A 20,156-nucleotide genomic window follows, 5' to 3' on the forward strand; every position below is an offset into this window, starting at 1 on the left:
CCGGCCCCGCGTCAGGGGGACGCGGAACCGGGGCCCGTTCAGGGGCGGTCCGTCAGACCGCGACGGCCTCCACGACCGAGACGGCCGCGGCCGTCTCCACGACCCGCTCCAGCTTGAAGCCGGCCTTCGCCACCAGCTCCGCGTACTGCGACCGGGTGCGCTCCTTGCCGCCCACGAGCAGCAGCAGCCACAGGTCGACGAGCTTGCCGGAGTGCGGCTCGTCGCCCTCCTCCGGGACCACCATCTCCACCAGCAGCAGCTTGCCGCCCGGCTTGATGGCGGCGCGCACGTTCCGGAGGATCTGCAGCGCCTGCTCCTCCGGCCAGTCGTGCACGATGTGCTTGAGGACGTACGCGTCCGCGCCCGACGGCATCGGCTCGAACAGGTCGCCGTCGGCCAGCGTCACGCGGTCCGCGACGCCCTGCGAGGCGAGGAACTCGGCGGCGCCGTTCCCGGCGACGCGCGGGTCCGAGAGGATGCCCTTGGTGTCCGGCGCGCTGTTGAGGATGCCGGCCAGCAGGGCGCCGTTGGCCCCACAGAAGTCCAGCACCGTGCCGAACTGCGAGAAGTCGTACGCGGCCACGACCGGCGCGGTCTCGGTGGCGGACATGTTCCCCATGCCGCCGATGAACACCGCACCGTACTCCGGGTTCTGCATGAGGTACTCGAAGGCGCCCACGCCGCGCCGCTTCGGGAGGCTCGGCTCGCCGGTCCGCACCGCGTCCAGGAAACCGTTCCAGTCGTCCCAGTGCGTCGGGTGGCCCATCAGCACGCAGATGTCGCGCATCGTCACCGGGTGGTCGGCGCGCAGCGCGTCGGCCATGGGCGTCAGCGCCCAGCGGCCGTCGTCCTGGCGGGTGAACACGCCCTGGGAGGCGAGCAGGCGCAGCACCCGGCCCAGCGCCTCGGCGTCCGCACCGACCTCCGCAGCCAGGTCCTCGATCGCCCGCGGACCGGCCTGGAGGGCCTCGGCCACCCGCAGCTCGGCGGCCGCGTACAGGGCCTGGGTCACCATGGAGCCCATGGCCAGCTCCAGCAGGGCGAACGGGGGCGGGGCCAGCTCCCGGACCTGCTTCTGCAGATCCGCCCGGGTCTTCTCCGCGGCGCGGACGACTTCGGGGGGCGGCAAAGCGGGCATGTCTTTCCTCCATGGCAGGAAGCGCGAGTTCTGTCCCAACCGCCGGAAGGGACCCGTCCCGCCACGTTAAGGAAAAGCGATGGACCCGCCCTGGAATGCGGCTCGGGCCCACGTGGAGCCGGGGCCTGCGGCTCGTGGGCTCCTGGAGTCCCGCTCGGTTTTCCGTCGCCCCGGTAATTCGCGCGGTTATGCGGCCCGGATTTCCCGCCTAATGTGGCGCAGGTTTCGAGCCTGCTCCCGAGGAATAGGGGGGAGCGCGCGACACACGGCGAGGGAGAGAAATGATTTCAGGCAAGTACGGGAAGAAGGCGGTCCTCGCGGCGGCCGCCGCGGCCGTCGCCGCCGCCCCGCTGATCGCCGCGCCGGCGCACGCGGAGGGCACCCCCGAGGCGACCGTCGAGGTCATCGCCACCGGCCTGGCCAACCCGCGCGACATCACCTACACCTGGGACGGCTCCCTGCTCGTCGCCGAGTCCGGCGCCGGCAAGCCGGGCTGCGCCGTGGGCGAGAAGTGCGTGGGCGCCACCGGCGGCATCTACAAGGTCAAGGGCGGCTTCAAGGGCCGCGTCGTGTCGGGCCTCGCCTCGGTCGCCGTGGGTGCCGCCCCCGGCGCGCCCGTCATCGCCACCGGCCCGGTCCAGGCCGTGCCCGACCCGGCCGGCGGCTACACCGTCCTGAGCGGCCTCGGCGGCACCAACGAGTCGCGTGCCGCGCTCGGCGCCGGCTCGAACACCCTGGGCACCCTGTTCCGCACGCGCGACGGCAAGGTCCTCGCGGACCTCGTCGACCACGAGACCCGGCTGAACCCGGACGGCGGCGACGTCCACGCCAACCCGTGGGCCTTCGTCCGCAGCGGCCCGGACTACCTCTTCACCGACGCCGGCAGCAACACGGTCGTCCGCGCCAAGCGGGACGGCACCACCTCCACGGCGTACGTGTGGCCGAAGGCCGAGGTCAACGGCCAGAGCGTCGAGGGCGTCCCCACCGGCATCGCCAGGGACGCGTGGACCGGCACGGTCTACGTCGCCGACATGCCCGGCATGCGCCCGGGTGCCGCCCGCATCTTCAGGATCGAGCCGGGCCGGCAGCCGGAGCTGCTGGTCACCGGGCTGACCAACCTGATCGACCTCGAGGTCACCCCGGACGGCAACCTGCTCGCGCTGTCCTACACCCGCGGCTTCGGGCCGACCGGCCCGACGCCGGGCTACCTCGCCAAGATCGACGTCGACACCAGGCAGGTCACCGAGATCAACACCGGGGACGAGCTCACCGCGCCGACCGGTCTCGAGGTCGACCCGTGGGGCCGGACCTACGTGACCGTCAACTCCACGGGCAGCGAGGGCAAGCTGGTGCGCGTGCGCCACTGACGCGTGCGCCCCTGACGCGTGCCCTGCCGAGCCGCCCCCTCGGGTGCGCCGCCCGACGGCCCCGCCGGTCCCCGGACCGGCGGGGCCGTCGGCCGTCCGGGCGGGCGGCGGTGGCTCGTCCGCGGGTCTGCGGGGCGTCGTGCGGGGACCGTGCGGGACTCGTACGCGCCCCGGGGCCGTCGTACCGGTGCCGTACGCGGTGCCGGTCGGCTCCCGGCCGGGAACGGCTCGGCGGCCGCTCGACCCGCAGCGGAGAGACGTCCGTCGGGGACGGGGCACTCGGCATCCTTGCCCTGGCATCCCCGTACGACGTCCGTCCCTGGAGGCTGTCCGTGTCCCTTCACGCCGAGACCCCCGTTGCCGGTGCCCGGACCGGTGTGTGGCTGGTCGGGGCCCGCGGCTCCGTCGCCACCACGGTCGTGGCGGGCTGTGCCGCCGTCGCCGCCGGGCTGGTGGCGCCCACCGGCCTGGTCACCGAGACCGGCGCCTTCGCCGGTGCCGGCCTGCCCCCGCTGCCCTCCCTGGTCTTCGGCGGCCACGACGTCGTGACCACCCCGCTGCCCAAGCGCGCCGAGGAGCTCGCCGGTCAGGGCGTGCTGCCGCACTGGCTGCCCGACGCCGTGCGCGCCGAACTGGCCGCCGCGGACGAGCGGATCCGTCCCGGCGGGCCGGTGCCGGGCGACGAGCGCGACTGCGAGACGCTGATCAAGTCCTTCGCCCGCGACATCCGCGAGTTCGCCCGCGCGACGGGAGCCGCCCGGGTCGTCGTGGTGAACGTCGCGACCACCGAGCCGGTCGCGGACGAGGAGGTGCTGCCGGCCAGCACCAAGTACGCGGCCGCCGCGCTCCAGGCCGGCTGCGGCTACGTGAACTTCACGCCCTCGGTGGGCATGCACCACCCGGTGCTCGCCGAGGCCGCGCTCTCCTCCGCCCTGCCCTACACCGGGCGCGACGGCAAGACCGGGCAGACGCTGCTGCGGGCCGTGCTCGCGCCGATGTTCCACCAGCGGGCCCTGGAGGTCCGGGCCTGGTCCGGCACGAACCTGCTGGGCGGGGGCGACGGGGCCGCCCTGGCCGACCCCGCCGCGGCGGCCGCGAAGAACGCCGGCAAGGAGCGGGTGCTCGCCGACAACCTCGGCGCCGTGCCGGAGGGCCGGGTGCACATCGACGACGTGCCGGCGCTGGGCGACTGGAAGACGGCGTGGGACCACGTGGCCTTCGACGGGTTCCTCGGCACCCGGATGGTGCTCCAGACGATCTGGCAGGGCTGTGACTCGGCGCTCGCCGCGCCGCTCGTGCTGGACCTCGCCCGGCTGGTGGCCCGCGCCCACGAGCTCGGGCTGTCGGGCCCGCGCCCGGAACTCGGCTTCTACTTCAAGGACCCGGACGGCAGTTCCGCGGCCGCCCTGGGGGAGCAGTACGCGGCCCTGCTGGGCTTCGCCGAGCGCCTGGCGCGCGTCTCCGCGGGGGTCCGGCGATGACCGCCCCCTCCCCGGCACGGCGGGACGGCGCGGGGCCGGGCGGCGCGCGGGAGCAGGTGCGGGTGTGGGCCGAGCTGCTCGGGTTCGGACCGGCCGCGGCGGGCCCCGGCGGCGCCGCTCCCGTACGCCGGGCCCGGCTCGCCCCGGTTCCGGTGGACCCCGAAGGCCCCGGCACCGGCCGGGAACCCGCCCCCGCGTCCGCCCCCCACCCGGCACCCACCCCGCCCGGGGGCCCCTCCGCGACGGGCCGGCCGCGGGCGTGGACAGAACTGCCGCCCGTCCCGGCGGCGTCCACGGTGCCCGGGGACGCGCCCACGCGTGCGAACACCTCGCCACCGCGGCCCGACCCCGACACCGCTCCGACCGGTTCCCCGGCCGCCCGGCCCCCGGCGGTGTCCACGGTGCCCGGGGATGCGTTCGCGGGTACGGCGGCAGCGGCCGTGCGGCCCGGAGGCGAGACCGCTGTGGGTGGTCGGCCCTCCTCTGCCGGCCTGCCTTCCCCGGCCGGCGGGCCCCCGGCGGTGTTCACGGTGCCCGGGGATGCGTTCGCGGGTGCGGAGGGACCGGCGGTGCTTCGCGATGTGCCCGGCGACACGGCTCTGGCCGGTCGGCCTTCGTCGGGTGGCCGGCCCGGCGCGGCGGGACGGTTGCGGGCGTGGGCGGAACTGCTGCGTGTTCCGGCGGTGTTCACCGTGCCCGGGGACGCGCTCGCCGGTGCGGCGGCAGCGGCCGTGCGGCCCGGCCGCGGCACCGCTCTGGCCGTCGCCGCCTCGCTGTGCCTGTACGAGGCGGGCATGGCCCTCAACGACTGGGCCGACCGTGACGAGGACGCCGTCGCCCGTCCGCACCGCCCGCTGCCCTCGGGGCGCGTCCGCCCCGGCGCCGCCCTCGCCGCCGCCGGTGGACTCACCGCGGCCGGACTGGCCCTGGCGGCCCGGGCCGGCCGGCCCGCCCTGGCCGTCGCCGCACCGCTGGCCGTCACCGTGTGGGCGTACGACCTCAAGCTCAAGCACACCCCGGCGGGCCCCGCGGCCATGGCCGCCGCCCGTTCCCTGGACCTGCTGCTCGGCGCGGCCGCGTCGGCGGGCACCGTACGTCCCGCCCTGCGCCCGGCACTGCTGCTCGGCGGGCACACGTACGCCGTCACCCAGGTCTCCCGCCGCGAGGCGGAGGGCGGCTCCACTGCCGCTCCCCTCGCCGCACTGGCCGCCACCACGGTGCTGGCCGCGCTGCTGGGCCGTGGCCCTGGCCCTCGTCGGACACGGGCCGCCGCCACGACGGCTGCCACCGCGGCGAGCGCTCCCGCCCCCGCTCCGACGGCTCTCGCGCAGAGCTCGGTGGCTTCCGTGCAGGGCCCGTCGGCCTCCGGGCGGACCGCGTCGGCTCTCGGGGCGGTCGCGGTGGGTGCCGGGTGCCGGTCGTCGGGGGAGGCGGGACGTCGGTTCGGGGTGGGCGTTCGCCTGGCCGGCGGGGCCGGCCCGCTCCGCCCGGGGGCCGGCGACCTCATACGCCTCGGACTGGCGGCCGCCTACTGGCGCGGGTTCGCGAAGCCGCTCGGGCACGCCGTGCTCAACCCGTCGCCCGTGCTCACCCAGCGGGCCGTCGGAGGCGGCATCCGCGCCATGATCCCGCTCCAGAGCGCGCTCATGGCGGGCGCCGGGGCGCCCCTCGCCGGGGTCGCCACCGCCGCGCTCGCTCCCGTCGCCGCCCGGCTCGCGCGGAAGGTGAGCACCACGTGACGCACGGACTCCGCCTCGGGTACGGCACCAACGGGCTCACCGACCTGCGCCTGGAGGACGCCCTCGCCCTCCTCGCCGACCTCGGCTACGACGGCGTCGGGCTGACCCTCGACCACATGCACCTCGACCCCTGCGCGCCCGACCTGGCCGCCCGTACCGCCCGCATCGCCCGCCGCCTCGGCGAACTCGGGCTCGCTGTCACCGTCGAGACGGGCGCCCGCTACGTGCTCGACCCGCGCCGCAAGCACGGCCCGACCCTGCTGGAGGCCGACGCGGGCGACCGCTGGTCCCGGATCCGGATGCTGGTGCGGGCGGTGCGGATCGCCGCCGACCTCGGTGCGCACGCCGTGCACTGCTTCAGCGGGATCCTCCCGGCGGGCGAGAGCGCCGACGACGGCTGGAAGCGGCTCGCGGACGGGCTGGCCGTGGTCCTCGACGCCGCCGAGGAGACCGGCGTACCGCTCGCCGTCGAGCCCGAGCCCGGCCACCTCCTCGAAAGCCTCGCCGACTTCCACCGGCTGCGCGCCGACCTCGGCGGCCCGGCCCCGCTCGGCCTGACCCTCGACATCGGGCACTGCCAGTGCCTGGAGCCGGCCTCGCCCGCCGACTGCGTACGCGAGGCCGCGCCCTGGCTGCGGCACGTGCAGATCGAGGACATGCGCCGCGGCGTCCACGAGCACCTGCCCTTCGGCGACGGCGAGATCGACTTCCCGCCGGTCCTGGCGGCCCTCGCCGACTCCGGCTACCAGGGGCTGACCGTGGTCGAGCTGCCCCGCCACTCCCACGCCGGCCCCGAACTCGCCGCGCGCTCCCTGCGGTTCCTGCGAAACGGAGGCACCCGATGACCGCCCCCGCCCCGACGACCGCCCCCGCCTCCGGGGCCGCCCCCGCCCCCGTCCCCGGCGCCGGCCACCCCGGGCCCGACGCGCTCGCCGCCGCCCTCGACGCCGAGGGCCGCCGCTGGCTCGCAGCCGCCCGCGCCGACGCGGCCTGGGAGCTGCGCTTCGCCGAGGCCGGCCGCCGCACCGGCGCCCCCGACGAGGCCCGCGTCCTGCTCCTGCTGGCCGTCGGACCCGACGACGACACCGTCGTCCGCCTCTACCGCCAGGGCACCGCCGCCGAGCGGCGCGCCGTCCTGCGCGCCCTGTCGTACCTCGGCCTCGACCCCGCCCACGGGGTGCCGCTGGTGGAGGACGCGCTGCGCGCCAACGACACCCGCCTGGTGGCCGCCGCCGTCGGCCCGTACGCCGCCCGCCACCTGCCCGCCCACGCCTGGCGGCACGCCGTCCTCAAGTGCCTCTTCACCGGCGTCCCCTTGGCCCGCGTCGCCGCGCTGGCCGACCGGGCCCGCGGCGACGCCGAACTGGCCCGCATGCTCACCGACTACGCCGCCGAACGCACCGCCGCCGGCCGTACGGTCCCCGCCGACCTGCGCCGCGCCCAGGCCCTGACCGAGGAGCAGTAACGTGCGCATCTTCGACCCGCACATCCACATGACCTCGCGCACCACCGACGACTACGAGGCCATGTACGCCGCCGGGGTGCGCGCCGTCGTCGAGCCGTCCTTCTGGCTGGGCCAGCCCCGCACGTCGCCCGCGTCCTTCCACGACTACTTCGACGCGCTCCTCGGCTGGGAGCCGTTCCGCGCCGCCCAGTACGGCATCGCCCACCACTGCACCATCGCGCTCAACCCGAAGGAGGCCAACGACCCGCGGTGCACCCCGGTCCTCGACGAGCTGGACCGCTTCCTCGTCAAGGACCAGGTCGTCGCGGTCGGCGAGATCGGGTACGACTCGATGACGGCCGCCGAGGACGCGGCCATGGAGCGCCAGCTCCAGCTCGCCGCCGACCACGGCCTGCCCGCTCTCGTGCACACCCCGCACCGCGACAAGCTCGCGGGGCTGCGCCGCACGATCGACGTCGTGCGCGCCTCCGCCCTCGACGTCGGGCACGCCCTGCTGGACCACCTGAACGAGGCCACCGTCAAGGAGGCCAAGGACAGCGGCGCCTGGCTCGGCTTCTCCGTCTACCCCGACACCAAGATGGACGAGGAGCGCATGGTCGCCGTCCTGAAGGAGTACGGGCCGGAGAAGGTGCTCGTGAACTCGGCCGCCGACTGGGGCAGGAGTGACCCTCTCAAGACCCGCAGGGTCGGCGAGGCGATGCTGGCGGCCGGCTTCGACGAGGACACCGTGGACCTGGTGCTGTGGCGCAACCCCGTGGCCTTCTACGCGCTCAGCGGCCGGCTCGGGCTCGGCACCCCGGTCGCCGCCCCGGCAGCCACCCACGAGGGCAACTCGATCCTGCGCGGCGCGCCGAAGGACGCCGCGCAGGACCTTCCGGGGTCCCCCGCGGGAGCCGCGTCCGCCGCGCCGCCGCGCGAGCCGGCCGGGTCCGCCGCCGTCCGGGCCCGGGGGTAGCCCGATGCGCTTCCGCCACCACGACGGCACCACCGTCCACCTCGCGTACTGCACCAACGTGCACCCCGCCGAGACCCTCGACGGGGTCCTCGCCCAGCTGAGCGCGTACTGCGAGCCGGTACGCCACCGGCTGGGCCGGGAGCGGCTCGGCATCGGGCTGTGGCTGGCCGTGGACGCCGCCCGCACCCTCGACGCCGATCCCCGCGCCCTCGCCGCCCTGCGCGCCGAGCTCGACCGCCGGGGCCTGGAGGTCGTCACCCTCAACGGCTTCCCGTACCAGGGCTTCGGGGCCGAGCGGGTCAAGTACCGCGTCTACCACCCCGACTGGGCCCACGCCGACCGGTACGCGTACACCCTCGCCCTCGCCCGGATCCTGGCCGCCCTGCTGCCGGAGGACGCCGAGGAGGGCACCGTCTCCACCCTCCCGCTGGCCTGGCACACCGTGTACGACGACGAGCGCGCGGCCCGCGCCCGGGCGGCCCTGACCGAGCTCGGCCACCGCCTCGACGACCTCGCCGAGGCCACCGGCCGCTCCGTGCGCATCGCCCTGGAGCCCGAACCCGGCTGCGCCGTCGAGACCACCGCCGACGCCATCGCGCCGCTGCGCGCCATCGGCCACGACCGGATCGGCGTATGCGTCGACACCTGCCACCTGGCCACCTCCTTCGAGGAGCCGGGCCCCGCGCTCGCGGCCCTGGCCGCCGCCGGCGTCCCGGTCGTCAAGAGCCAGCTGTCGGCCGCCCTGCACGCCGAGCACCCCGGCCGGCCCGAGGTGCGCCAGGCCCTCGCAAGGTTCGACGAGCCCCGGTTCCTGCACCAGACCCGCACCCGCGCGGGCGGCGGGCTGTGGGGATGCGACGACCTCGGCCCCGCCCTGGCCGGCGGGGTGCTGCCCGAGACCGGGCCCTGGCGCGCCCACTTCCACGTACCGCTGCACGCGGCCCCCGCCGCACCCCTGACCGCCACCCTGCCCGTCCTGGACGAGGCGCTGGAGCACCTGGTCGGCGGCGAGCGCCCGCTGACCCGGCACCTGGAGGTGGAGACCTACACCTGGGAGGCCCTGCCGCCCGCGCTGCGCCCGCGCACCCCGGACGACCTCGCCGACGGCATCGCCGCCGAACTCACCCTCGCCCGCGACCTGCTGACGGCCCACGGCCTGAAGGAGCTGCCATGACCACCGCCCCCGCCGCCCCGGAGGCCGCCGGTACGCCGACGGCCCCCGCGCCCGGGCGGCCCGTCCCGCTCCTCGTCCTGGACGTCGTCGGCCTCACGCCCCGCCTGCTGGCGCACATGCCCCACCTCGCCGGCCTCGCCGCGGACGGCTCCCGGGCGGCCCTCTCCACCGTGCTGCCCGCGGTGACCTGCTCCGTCCAGGCCACGCTCCTGACCGGCACCACGCCCGCCGAGCACGGCATCGTCGGCAACGGCTGGTACTTCCGGGAGCTCGGCGAGGTGCTGCTGTGGCGGCAGAGCCACCGGCTCATCGAGGGGGAGCGGGTCTGGGACGCCGCCCGCCGCCGCCACCCCGGCTACACCGTCGCCAACATCTGCTGGTGGTACGCGATGGGCGCCGAGGTGGACTGGACCGTCACGCCCCGCCCCGTCTACTACGCCGACGGCCGCAAGGAACCCGACTGCTACACCCGCCCCGCCGCCCTGCACGATGAACTGACCGAGCGCCTGGGCACCTTCCCCCTCTTCACCTACTGGGGGCCCGGTGCCGGCCTGCCCTCCTCCCAGTGGATCATCGACGCCACCCGGCACGTCATGGCCACCCGCCAGCCCGACCTCACGCTCGCCTACCTGCCCCACCTGGACTACGACCTCCAGCGCTTCGGCCCCGACGACCCGCGCTCCCACCGCGCCGCAGCGGACCTCGACGCCGCCCTGGCGCCGCTGCTGGCCGACGCCCGCGCGCAGGGCCGCACCGTGGTCGCCCTCTCCGAGTACGGCATCACGAACGCCCGCCGCCCCGTCGACGTCAACCGGGCGCTGCGCCGGGCCGGCCTCCTGGAGGTGCACACCCAGGACGGCATGGAGTACCTCGACCCGCACGCCTCGCGCGCCTTCGCCGTCGCCGACCACCAGATCGCCCACGTCTACGTGCGCCGCCCCGGGGACCTGCCCGCCGTCCGCGAGGCCCTCGCCGGACTGCCGGGCCTGGCGCGGCTGCTCGACGAGGAGGGCAAGCGGGCCCACGGCCTGGACCACCCCCGCTCCGGGGAACTCGTCGCACTCGCCGAGCCCGACGCCTGGTTCACGTACTACTACTGGCTCGACGACGACCGTGCCCCCGACTTCGCCCGGCTCGTCGACATCCACCGCAAGCCCGGCTACGACCCCGCCGAGCTGTTCATGGACCCCGAGGACCCGTACGTACGCCTGACCGCCGCCACGGCGCTGGCGCGCAAGAAGCTCGGCATGCGCTACCGCATGGCCGTGGTGCCGCTGGACCCCGCACCGGTGCGCGGCAGCCACGGCCTGCCGCCCGCCGACCCCGCCGACGGGCCGGTGCTCCTGTGCTCCGCCCCCGGCGCCGTCGCCGGCACGGTGGCGGCCACCGACGTCAAGGCACTGCTGCTCGAACTCGCCTCGGCGGGCGCGGCACCCGGAGCGCACCCCGCACGGGCGGCCGCCGCGCGCGGTGAGGGGCGGACCTCAAGGATCGCTTGAGCGATCCTGCGGTCCCGCTGCACCGCCCTTCGACCCCCCTGGTCTTCCCTGGTGATCAATCGTCTGTATGGAGGAATCGAAATGGCAAAGAGCGCGATCATCGTGGGCGCCGGGCCGGTCGGTCTGATGCTCGCGGGTGAGCTGCGGCTCGGCGGCGCGGACGTCGTCGTCTACGACAAGCTGCCCGCCCCCAGCGGCGAGTCGCGCGGCCTCGGATTCACCAGCCGTACCGCGGAGGTCTTCGACCAGCGCGGACTGCTCGGCCGGCTCGGCGACATCCGCTGGGGCAAGCAGGGCCACTACGGCGGCATCCGCATCGACTTCTCCCTCCTGGACGAGAGCCACTTCGGCGTCATGGGCCTGGCCCAGTCCGTCACCGAGGACATGCTCGGCCGCTGGGTCGAGGAACTCGGCGTCGAGGTCCGCCGCGGCCACCAGCTGACCACCCTGACCGAGACCGAGGACGGCGTGGTCCTCGGCTTCCAGGGCCCCGACGGCTACACCGAGGCCACCGCCACGTACGTGGTCGGCTGCGACGGCGGCAAGTCCACCGTGCGCACGCTGGCCGAGATCGACTTCCCCGGCGACGAGGCCACCCGCGGCATGTACCTGGCCGACGTCGTCGGCGCGGACGTGCGCATGCGGCCCATCGGCGAGCGCATCGAGGGCGGCGGCATGGTCCTGTCCGTCACCCTGGAGCCGGGTGTGGACCGCATCGTCATCCACGAGGCCGGCGTCCGCCCGCACCACGGCGAGGGCGAGCTGGAGTTCTCGGAGCTCGCCGACGCCTGGCAGCGCCTGACCGGCGAGGACATCCACGGCGCCTCCGCCTCCTGGATGTGCGCCCTCACCAACGCCACCGGCCTGGCCACCCAGTACCGCAAGGGCCGCGTCTTCCTGGCCGGCGACTCCGCCCACGACCACGCCCCGCTCGGCGCCCAGGGCGTCAGCGTCGGCCTCCAGGACGCCGTCAACCTCGGCTGGAAGCTCGCCGCCGTGCTCGGGGACCGCGCCCCCGAGTCCCTGCTCGACACCTACCACGCGGAGCGCCACCCGATCGGCGAGCAGCTGATGCGCGACGTGCACTCCATGTCGCTGCTGTACCTCGCCGGCGAGGAGATGGAGCCGCTGCGCGCCGTCGTGCGCGAGCTGGTCACCCTGCCCGAGGCCGCCAGGCGGCTCGCGGGCCGCGTCTCCGGCCTGCACATCAAGTACGACCTGGGCGACGGGGACCACCCCTCCCTCGGCATGCGCCTGGCCCCCCACCGGGCCGTCGAGCGCGCCGACGGCACCCGCACGAAGGTCGCCGAACTGCTGCACGCCGCCCGCGGCGTGCTCATCGTCACGGACGGGGACGGCGCCCCGGCCGAGCTCGCCGCCCGCTGGGCCGACCGCGTGGACGTCGTCACCGGCACCTGGGCCGACCAGGAGGCCGGCCACCAGGACGCCCCGCGGGCCGTGCTGGTCCGCCCCGACGGCTACATCGCCTGGGCGGCGCCGGACGGCGGCGACCTCGAAGCCGCCCTCACCCGTTGGTTCGGGGCGCCCGCGGCCGCCTGACGGCCCGCCGCACGACACACCCCCCGGCCCCACCCGCAGTTGAGGAGTAGGACATGGCAAAGGGCGCGATCATCGTTGGCGCCGGGCCGGTCGGGCTGATGCTCGCCGGCGAACTGAAACTGGGCGGCGTGGACGTCGTCGTCTTCGAGAAGCTGCCCGCCCCCAGCGGCGAGTCCCGCGGCGTGGGCTTCACCCGACGCGCGGCCGAGGTCTTCGACCAGCGCGGCCTGCTGGAGCGCTTCGGCGACGTCGAGTGGGCCCAGGGCCACTTCGGCGGGGTCCACATCGACTTCTCCAAGCTGGACGACAACCACTTCAGCGTCCGCGGCATCCCCCAGTACCGCACCGAGGAGATCCTCGAGGGCTGGCTCACGGAGCTGGGCGTCGAGATCCGCCGCGAGCACGAGGTGCTCGGCTTCCGCGAGACCGAGGACGGCGTCGTCGTCGAGTACGAGGGCCCCGCCGGCCGCGGCGAGGAGAGCGCGGGCTACCTGATCGGCTGTGACGGCGCCCGGAGCATCGTCCGCCGCCTCGCCGGCATCGACTTCCCCGGCTGGGAGCCCACCCGCGGGATGTACATGGCCGACATCGTCGGGGCGGACATCCGCCAGCGCCCCATCGGCGAGCGCGTGCCCGGCGGCATGGTCATGGCCTTCAACCTGGAGGACGGCGTCCACCGCATCGTCATCCACAACGAGTCGCTGCGCCCGCCGGAGGACAAGAGCGGCCTCACCTTCGAGACCATCGCCGACGCCTGGCAGGACATGACCGGCGAGCGCCTGCACGACGCCCAGGTCCGCTGGATCAGCTCCTTCACCGACACCACCCGCCAGGCCGCCCAGTACCGCAAGGGCCGGATCTTCCTGGCCGGCGACGCCACCCACATCCACATGCCGGCCGGCGCGCAGGGCATGAGCGTGGGCGTGCAGGACGCGGTCAACCTCGGCTGGAAACTCGCGGCCGCCGTCAACGGCTGGGCCCCCGAGGGCCTCCTCGACACCTTCCAGTCCGAGCGGCACCCCGTCGGGGAGCTGCTCATGCGCAACACCCGCGCCCAGACCAAGCTCTACCTCTCCGGCGAGGAGATGGAGCCGCTGCGCGCGGTCATGCAGGAGCTCGTCCAGGACGTGGCGGTGGCCCGTCACCTGGCCGGCCAGGTGTCCGGCCTCGACGTCCGCTACGACATGGGCGCCGGCAGCCACCCGCGGCTCGGCCTCCGGCTGCGCCCCGACACCCCGGTCAAGCTCACCGACGGCAGCCCCGCCACCGTGCGGGACCTGCTCAAGCCGGCCCGCGGCGTGCTGTTCGTGACCCCCGCCGCTGCCGACTCCGACGCGCTGCGCGCCACCGCGGCGCGCTGGGCCGGGCGGGTGGACACAATCACCGGCGACTGGGCCGAGGGCGAGGCGGACGCGCCGGACGCGCCGCACGCGCTGCTGGTCCGCCCCGACGGCTACATCGCCTGGGCCGCCCCCGACGAGGCCGGCCTCCAGGACGCGCTGGAGCGGTGGTTCGGGACCGCCTGAGCCGTCCCGCGCCTCCGCCGGACCTTCCGGCCCCAAAGCGCCCCCCGCACCGCGCGGGGGGTGCTTTCGCGTGTCACGGGGCCGGTACGCGGCCCCGGGCGCCGGTACGCGGCCCCCACGCCGGCCCACCGCGCCGTACGCGTTCCCGACCGCCCGGGAAGGCGCCCGAAACCGGTCCAGGACGGGTCTTCCACCCGTATCCGAGCCCTGGTTGAGCGGCGCGACCGACCGTTGGCCGACACCACCCTGACCCCCGGGGAGCAGGCCGGACCGGCACACCGGCGGGGCCGACGCGGCGGCGCCGCGGTCCGGCCGTCCCCCGTCCCCTGAGCGGAGTGCTTTGTGAGCAGCGGACGTTTGGAAGTGTGCCTCGTCGGCGCCGGACCTCGCGGGCTGTCCGTCCTGGAACGGCTCTGTGCGCAGGAGCGCAAGTCCCCCCGCTGGGACGAGCTGACCGTGCACGTCGTGGAACCGGACCCACCGGGCTCCGGCCGGGTCTGGCGCCCCTCCCAGTCCCGGCACCTCCTGATGAACACCGTCGCCTGCCAGGTCACGGTCTACACCGACGCCAGCGTGGCCATCGAGGGGCCGCTGGAGGAGGGCCCGAGCCTGTACCAGTGGGCCAAGGCGCTGGGCCCCAGCGCGCTGACTCCCGGCGCGGGCTCCCCGTACGACGACGAGACCCTCGCCGAGGCCCGGGACCTCGGACCCGACACGTACCCCACCCGAGCCCTCTACGGCCAGTACCTGACCTGGGTGTTCGGCCGGGTGACCGCCAGCGCGGCCGCCCACACCACCGTCCGCGTGCACGCCTCGCGCGCCGTGGCCCTGGAGGACGCCGAGCCCGGCGCGGGCCCCGGCGGGGCGCAGACCGTGCTCCTGGAGGACGGCACCCGCCTGACGGGCCTGGGCGCGGTGGTCCTCGCGCAGGGCCACGTGCAGGTGCGGCCGACCGACACGGAGCGGGAGTTCGCCGCGTACGCCGCCCGGCACGGGCTGACGTACATCGCGCCCAGCAACCCGGCGGACGTCGACCTGTCCGCGGTCGCCCCCGGCGAGACGGTCCTGCTGCGCGGCCTGGGCCTGAACTTCTTCGACTACATGGCGCTGTTCACCCACGCCCGCGGCGGTCTGTTCGAGCGCGTCGACGGCCGCCTGGTCTACCGCCCCTCGGGCCGCGAGCCGCGGCTGTACGCGGGATCCCGCCGCGGCGTGCCGTACCAGGCGCGCGGCGAGAACGAGAAGGGGGCGCACGGCCGCTACCACCCGCGGCTGCTGACCACCTCCTTCGTGGCGTCCCTGCGCGCCCGGGTACGGGGCGGTGAGCCGATCCGCTTCGGCGCCGAACTGTGGCCGCTGGTCTCGAAGGAGGTGCGCACCGTCTACTACGAGACGCTGCTCGCGCGGCGCGCGGAGCCGGCCGCGGTGGCCGCCTTCGCGGAGGCGTTCCTGCGGGCCGAGGACGACGCGGCCGAGGACGTGCTGCTCACCGCGGCCGGCATCGGCGACGACGAGCGCTGGGACTGGGACACCGTCGCCCGGCCCTACGGCGAGCAGGTCTTCCGGGACCTGGCCGCCTTCCGCGGCTGGCTGCGCGGCTACCTCGACGAGGACCTGCGCCGGGCCCGCGAGGGCAACGTCAGCGGCCCGTTCAAGGCGGCCCTCGACCTGCTGCGGGACCTGCGCAACGAACTGCGCCTGGCGATCGACCACGGCGGCCTCGACGCCGACTCCCACCGCGACGAGCTCGACCGCTGGTACACGCCGCTCAACGCCTACCTGTCGATCGGCCCGCCGGCCTCCCGCATCGAGGAGATGGCCGCCCTGATCGACGCGGGCGTCCTCGACGTGACCGGTCCCGGGCTCCAGGTGACCGCCGACCCCCTCGACCCCGGGGGCCCGGCCTTCATCGGCACCTCCCCGGACGTCACCGGCCTGCGGGTGCGGGCCACGGTGCTGATCGAGGCCCGGCTGCCCGAGATCGACGTACGGCGCACCGCCGACCCGCTCATGGAACGGCTGCTGAGCACCGGTCAGGCCCGGACCCACCGCATCGCCGGCGCGGACGGCTCCTCGTACGAGACCGGCGGCCTGGCCGTCTCGGAGCGCCCGTACCACCTGCTCGACGGCCAGGGGGTGCCGCACCTCAGGCGGTTCGCGTACGGGGTGCCCACCGAGGCCGTGCACTGGGTGACCGCGGCCGGCATCCGGCCGGGCGTGGGCTCGGTGACCCTGGAGGACTCCGACGCCATCGCGGCGGCGGTGCTGGCCCTGCCGGAGCCGCGCCCCGCGCTGCGGCTGCCCGGGACACCGGCGGTCGCGGCCGGGCCGGCGCTGTCCGGCAACGCGGGTGCGGGAGCGGTCGCGTGAGCCGTGCCGCCGACCGCCCCGCGGGCCCGGACACGGGGCTGCTGTCCCCGGTCCGGGCCGGCACCCCCGTCGAGGCCGCCGTCGCCGACGGCGCCTGGATCCAGGCGATGCTCGACGCGGAGGCCGCGCTGGCCCGCGCCCAGGCGCGGTGCGGCACGGTCCCGCCCGCGGCGGCCGCCGCGATCACCGCCGCGGCCCGGGCCGGGGACTTCGACGCCAGGGAGCTGGCCCTGGCCTCGCGGGAGACCGCCAATCCGGTGGTGGGCCTGGTCGCGGCGCTCACCGCGCGGGTCGCGGCCCGCGCGCCCGAGGCCGCCGAGTACGTGCACCGCGGCTCCACCAGCCAGGACGTCTTCGACACCGGCGCCATGCTGGTGGCGACCCGGGCGCTGCGGCTGATCGTCGCGGACCTCGGAGCGGTCGCCGACGCCCTCGCCGGCCTGGCCGCCGGCCACCGGGACACGGTGATGGCCGGACGCACCCTCGCCCTGCACGCCGTACCCACCACCTTCGGGCTGAAGGCGGCGGGCTGGCGGCAGCTGGTCCTGGAGTCCGCCGAGCGGCTGGAGCGGCTGGCCGACGGCGGCCTGCCGGTCTCCCTGGGCGGCGCGGCCGGCACGCTGGCCGGCTACCTCCAGTACGCGGGCGACGACGCCGACCCGGCCGCCGTCCTGGCGGAGCTGACGGCCGCCTTCGCGGACGAGACCGGCCTGGCCGCACCGGTGCTCCCCTGGCACGCGCTGCGCACGCCGGTCGCCGACCTGGGCGCGGCCCTCGCGCACACCGCCGGGGCACTGGGGAAGATCGCCGCCGACGTGCTGGTCCTGGCCCGCACCGAGATCGGGGAGGTGGCCGAGCCGGCCGTCGCCGGACGGGGCGCCTCCTCGGCGATGCCGCACAAGCGCAACCCGGTGCTGTCGACGCTGATCCGCTCCGCCGCCCTCCAGGTCCCGGCGCTGGCCGCCGTCCTCGCGCAGTGCCTGCCGCACGAGGACGAGCGGTCGGCGGGTGTCTGGCACGCCGAATGGCAGCCGCTGCGCGAGGCCCTGCGGCTGACCGGCGGGGCCGCGCACACCGCCGTGGAACTGGTCCGCGGGCTCACCGTGCACCCCGGGCGGATGGCGGCCAACCTGGAGGCCACCGGCGGGCAGCTCGTCTCCGAGCGGGTCTCCGCCGTGCTCGCCCCGCGGCTGGGCAAGGCGGCCGCGAAGGAGCTGCTGACCCGGGCGTCGCTGCGGGCGGCCGAGACCGCCCGCCCGCTGGCCGGCGTACTCGCGGAGTCCGACGCACTGCGGGATGTCCTCACGCCCGCGGAGCTCACCGCATTGCTCGACCCGGCCGGCTACACCGGCACGGCCGGCCCGCTGGTGGACCGGGCGCTGGCCGCGGGCCCGGCCTGCGCCCTCGGCTGAGTGTCCTGCCGATCACGGCGGCTGTCAGAGGACGTGCCGGCCGTCGTGGAGGTAGAGCGGGCGGCGGGCCTGGACGGCCTGGAGGGCCGCGTTCAGGCGGGTGCGGGTCCTGTTCCCCAGGAGTTCTCGGGCCCTGGCCAGGGCCACGAAGGCTGCCTCCGACAGTTCGTCGTCGTGGGGCCTGAGGTGCACGGCCCGGTCGTCGTCGAGGGTGCCGGCGTCGAAGATGAAGGCGAGCTGGTCGTCCCAGGGGCCGTGCGGGGGGACCCAGTCGACGACCAACAAGGCCTGGAGCGTGATGTCGAGGTCGAGTTCTTCCTTCAGCTCGCGGGAGAGTGCCTCGTCCGGCGGCTCGTTGGCCTCCGCCATCCCGCCCGGGAGGTCCCAGCCGGGCTTGTACGTGGGGTTCACCAGCAGCACGCGGCCGGACCGGTCCCGGAATCCGGGCGTCCACCGAGACGCGCTTGCGGGCCTGGGAGCACCAGGTACTGCTGGACGGGACGGTAGGCCCTGTGGGCGTCCAGGGCCCGGTCTGAGCCCTCGGGCGGTTCCCAGGCGCTCTATAGGTGGAGGCCGACGCCTCCGCGTCGTTGGGGGAGGAGGCGGCGCACCTTCAAGAACTGGGGCAATCCAAGGGGCCGGCTGGCCCCTGCGGCCAGCTACGCAGCAGGCGAGTGGGAAACGGGCAGCCGACCCGGACGCCTAAGGCGTGTCCGCAAAGTGGGCTGGCGCCGTCCCGGATGGGTCGTCCGGTGCGGGACCGTCGGCAGGTGGTCATCGGGATCCTGTGGAAGCTGCCAAGGTCTGCCCCTGGCCTTCACACTCACCGGCGGAAACGTCAACGATGGCCGGCATCCGCATCCCACGGCGCGGACCCGGCCGGCCCCGGACGCGCCCGGATCGGGTCGTCGCGGACAAGGGCTACTCGTCCCTGAAGATCCGCGCCTACCTGCGGCGGCGCGGCATCGCCGCGACGATCTCGGAACGGATCGACCAGATCAACGGCCGCATCCGCAGAGGCGAGAGCCGCTGCCGCCTGGACCGGGCCGCCTACCGACGCCGTAACGTCGTCGAACGCTGCTTCAACCGGCTCAAGCAGAACAAGGCCCTCGCCACCCGCTACGACAAACGAGCCCGCCACTACCAAGCCATGGTCACCATCGCCTGCCTACGACTCTGGCTCCCATGACATTGCGGACACGCCCTAACGCCCGGTCAGCCTCCCGACCCCATGGACAGGGCGGTTCAAGGGGCGGCCTGTGGCCCTTCACATGTTGGCTGCCGCCAGAGGGCGACGGCAGCGTCCTGATCCAGCCAGGGCTCGGCCCCGCCCGAGATGACTTCACGCTGTCCTTTCGAACGGCTGAGGCTCCTCGGGAGACCCCCTGCGCGCTCAGCGCGAGCCTGGCGCAGCGCGGCGGCGTGGGATGCTTCGACCGCCCTGCGTCGGTCGGCACGGGCGGCATCGATCGAGGCCACCGCCGTCCCCAGGGCGCCTCGCTGACCGTGGCTACGACCACGACAAGTACCGCCGCCTGGTCTGGGGACTCGGAGTGAAACCGCTGGTCGCCCGCCGGGGCACCGAGCACGGCTCCGGCCTGGGCACTCAACACTGGGTTGTCGAGCGCGCTTTCGCCCATCTGCACTGGTTCCGGCGTCTGCGGATCCGTTGGGAGATCCGCGACGACATCCACAAAGCCTTCCTCACCCTCGGATGCGCCCTGATCTGCTGGCGACGCTTGACCACGCCCCGCCGCGTCGAAGTCAAGGCGAGTCCTGCAGGATCTGGGGGTCAATACCCAGCTCCGGGAGGCACCCCATGCCCATCATCACGCACCAGGCCCCGATCGGCCGAGGCCCCCCAACTACATGATCCACGCCGATCTGTCGGACCGGCAGGACGGTTGGCGCGAGCAGTTGTGGACCCACCAGCTCACCGAGGACACCTTCGAGGTGGCGTGTCTGCCGTTCTTCACCCACGGAATCTGCCATCGCGACGTCGTGACCATCGACCGCCACGACCTGCTGACCAGCGTCGTGCGCAAGTCCGGCCACCGGACCCTTCGCGTCGCACTCGTCGTGGAACATACGGACCGAGACGAGGTACACAAGCTCCTGCACGGCAAGGTAGTCAGTGTCGGCCTGCCTCACGAGTGGCTCCAGGGCACCTACCTCGCGGTGGACCTTCCGCCTGGAACGGACGAGTCGCTCTTCGTCGAGGCAGTGGAGCCTCTCGCGGAGGCCGGCGCCCTCCACTGGGAGATCGACTCCTGACGCGAAAGATCATTTCGTTAGGAGTTCTAGAGCCACTCCTCAGTTCTCAGCCTCGGCGGCGCGACTGCATGCGCCGTAGCTTCACGAACAGCATGGCGGCGACGAAGCCTAAGACGTTCAGCAGTGCCACACCGGCAACAATGATCCAGCCGTCTTGCATGTTTCCCCTTTCCTGGAGTCCTGGGCAGTACCCAGA

Annotated in this window: 15 protein-coding genes and 2 pseudogenes; 15 read left to right on the forward strand and 2 right to left on the reverse strand. The window is 75.1% G+C overall.

What is annotated here, in order from left to right; genetic code table 11:
* Positions 1-52: 52 nt before the first annotated feature.
* A complete protein-coding gene (locus ACIQUR_RS29040; RefSeq protein ID WP_403670367.1) occupies positions 53-1,138 on the reverse strand; it encodes a methyltransferase in 1,086 nt (361 codons plus the stop codon).
* Between the two features lie 281 nt (positions 1,139-1,419).
* On the opposite strand from ACIQUR_RS29040, the gene ACIQUR_RS29045 reads away from it, so the two are divergent.
* The 12 genes from ACIQUR_RS29045 (at position 1,420) to pcaB (ending at position 17,686) form a co-directional block, all read left to right on the forward strand.
* Positions 1,420-2,505 carry a ScyD/ScyE family protein gene (locus ACIQUR_RS29045; RefSeq protein WP_403670370.1) on the forward strand — a complete coding sequence of 362 codons (1,086 nt, stop codon included), beginning with the start codon at positions 1,420-1,422 and terminating at the stop codon, positions 2,503-2,505.
* 332 nt (positions 2,506-2,837) lie between these two features.
* A complete protein-coding gene (locus ACIQUR_RS29050) occupies positions 2,838-3,986 on the forward strand; it encodes an inositol-3-phosphate synthase (protein WP_403670373.1) in 1,149 nt (382 codons plus the stop codon).
* 599 nt (positions 3,987-4,585) lie between these two features.
* On the forward strand, positions 4,586-5,725 hold the full coding sequence (locus ACIQUR_RS29055) for an SCO3242 family prenyltransferase (RefSeq protein WP_403670661.1): 1,140 nt from the start codon (positions 4,586-4,588) through the stop codon (positions 5,723-5,725).
* On the forward strand, positions 5,722-6,570 hold the full coding sequence (locus ACIQUR_RS29060) for a sugar phosphate isomerase/epimerase family protein (RefSeq protein ID WP_403670375.1): 849 nt from the start codon (positions 5,722-5,724) through the stop codon (positions 6,568-6,570). Before ACIQUR_RS29055 ends, ACIQUR_RS29060 begins: the two co-directional genes overlap by 4 nt.
* On the forward strand, positions 6,567-7,190 hold the full coding sequence (locus ACIQUR_RS29065; protein ID WP_403670378.1) for an EboA domain-containing protein: 624 nt from the start codon (positions 6,567-6,569) through the stop codon (positions 7,188-7,190). The genes ACIQUR_RS29060 and ACIQUR_RS29065 overlap by 4 nt, the downstream gene beginning before the upstream one ends.
* A gap of 1 nt (position 7,191) precedes the next feature.
* Entirely contained in the window at positions 7,192-8,145 is a 954-nt protein-coding gene (locus tag ACIQUR_RS29070; protein ID WP_403670381.1) for a TatD family hydrolase, read from the forward strand.
* Positions 8,146-8,149: 4 nt separating this feature from the next.
* A complete protein-coding gene (gene eboE, locus ACIQUR_RS29075) occupies positions 8,150-9,319 on the forward strand; it encodes a metabolite traffic protein EboE (RefSeq protein ID WP_403670384.1) in 1,170 nt (389 codons plus the stop codon).
* Positions 9,316-10,818, forward strand: a complete 1,503-nt coding sequence (locus tag ACIQUR_RS29080) for a nucleotide pyrophosphatase/phosphodiesterase family protein (protein ID WP_403670386.1) — start codon at positions 9,316-9,318, stop codon at positions 10,816-10,818. Before eboE ends, ACIQUR_RS29080 begins: the two co-directional genes overlap by 4 nt.
* An 81-nt stretch (positions 10,819-10,899) precedes the next feature.
* Positions 10,900-12,378, forward strand: coding sequence for an FAD-dependent monooxygenase (locus ACIQUR_RS29085; RefSeq protein WP_399954778.1), 1,479 nt, complete (start codon positions 10,900-10,902; stop codon positions 12,376-12,378).
* A 53-nt stretch (positions 12,379-12,431) separates the two neighbouring features.
* Positions 12,432-13,904, forward strand: a complete 1,473-nt coding sequence (locus tag ACIQUR_RS29090) for an FAD-dependent monooxygenase (RefSeq protein ID WP_403670390.1) — start codon at positions 12,432-12,434, stop codon at positions 13,902-13,904.
* 342 nt (positions 13,905-14,246) lie between these two features.
* Positions 14,247-16,274, forward strand: a complete 2,028-nt coding sequence (locus tag ACIQUR_RS29095) for an FAD/NAD(P)-binding protein (protein ID WP_403670393.1) — start codon at positions 14,247-14,249, stop codon at positions 16,272-16,274.
* The gene (pcaB, locus tag ACIQUR_RS29100; protein ID WP_403670396.1) at positions 16,271-17,686 is read left to right on the forward strand and encodes a 3-carboxy-cis,cis-muconate cycloisomerase; all 1,416 of its coding nucleotides are present in this window, start codon (positions 16,271-16,273) and stop codon (positions 17,684-17,686) included. The genes ACIQUR_RS29095 and pcaB overlap by 4 nt, the downstream gene beginning before the upstream one ends.
* 24 nt (positions 17,687-17,710) lie before the next feature.
* Here pcaB and ACIQUR_RS29105 read toward each other — a convergent pair whose 3' ends face one another.
* Positions 17,711-18,106, reverse strand: a complete 396-nt coding sequence (locus ACIQUR_RS29105; protein ID WP_403670398.1) for an NUDIX domain-containing protein — start codon at positions 18,104-18,106, stop codon at positions 17,711-17,713.
* A 378-nt stretch (positions 18,107-18,484) separates the two neighbouring features.
* Between ACIQUR_RS29105 and ACIQUR_RS29110 the strand changes: the two are divergent.
* The 3 genes and pseudogenes from ACIQUR_RS29110 to ACIQUR_RS29120 form a co-directional block, all read left to right on the forward strand.
* Positions 18,485-18,875, forward strand: a pseudogene (locus ACIQUR_RS29110) (IS5 family transposase); the annotation flags it as partial.
* Positions 18,876-19,122: 247 nt separating this feature from the next.
* Positions 19,123-19,428 (forward strand): annotated as a pseudogene (locus ACIQUR_RS29115) (transposase); the annotation flags it as partial.
* 127 nt (positions 19,429-19,555) lie between these two features.
* Positions 19,556-19,960 (forward strand): DUF4265 domain-containing protein, encoded by a 405-nt coding sequence (locus ACIQUR_RS29120; protein WP_403670400.1) that lies wholly within the window; start codon positions 19,556-19,558, stop codon positions 19,958-19,960.
* The last annotated feature ends 196 nt before the right edge of the window (positions 19,961-20,156 follow it).

It is taken from the genome of Streptomyces sp. NPDC101132 (assembly GCF_044759225.1).
In the GTDB taxonomy this organism is placed as follows: Bacteria; Actinomycetota; Actinomycetes; order Streptomycetales; family Streptomycetaceae; genus Streptomyces.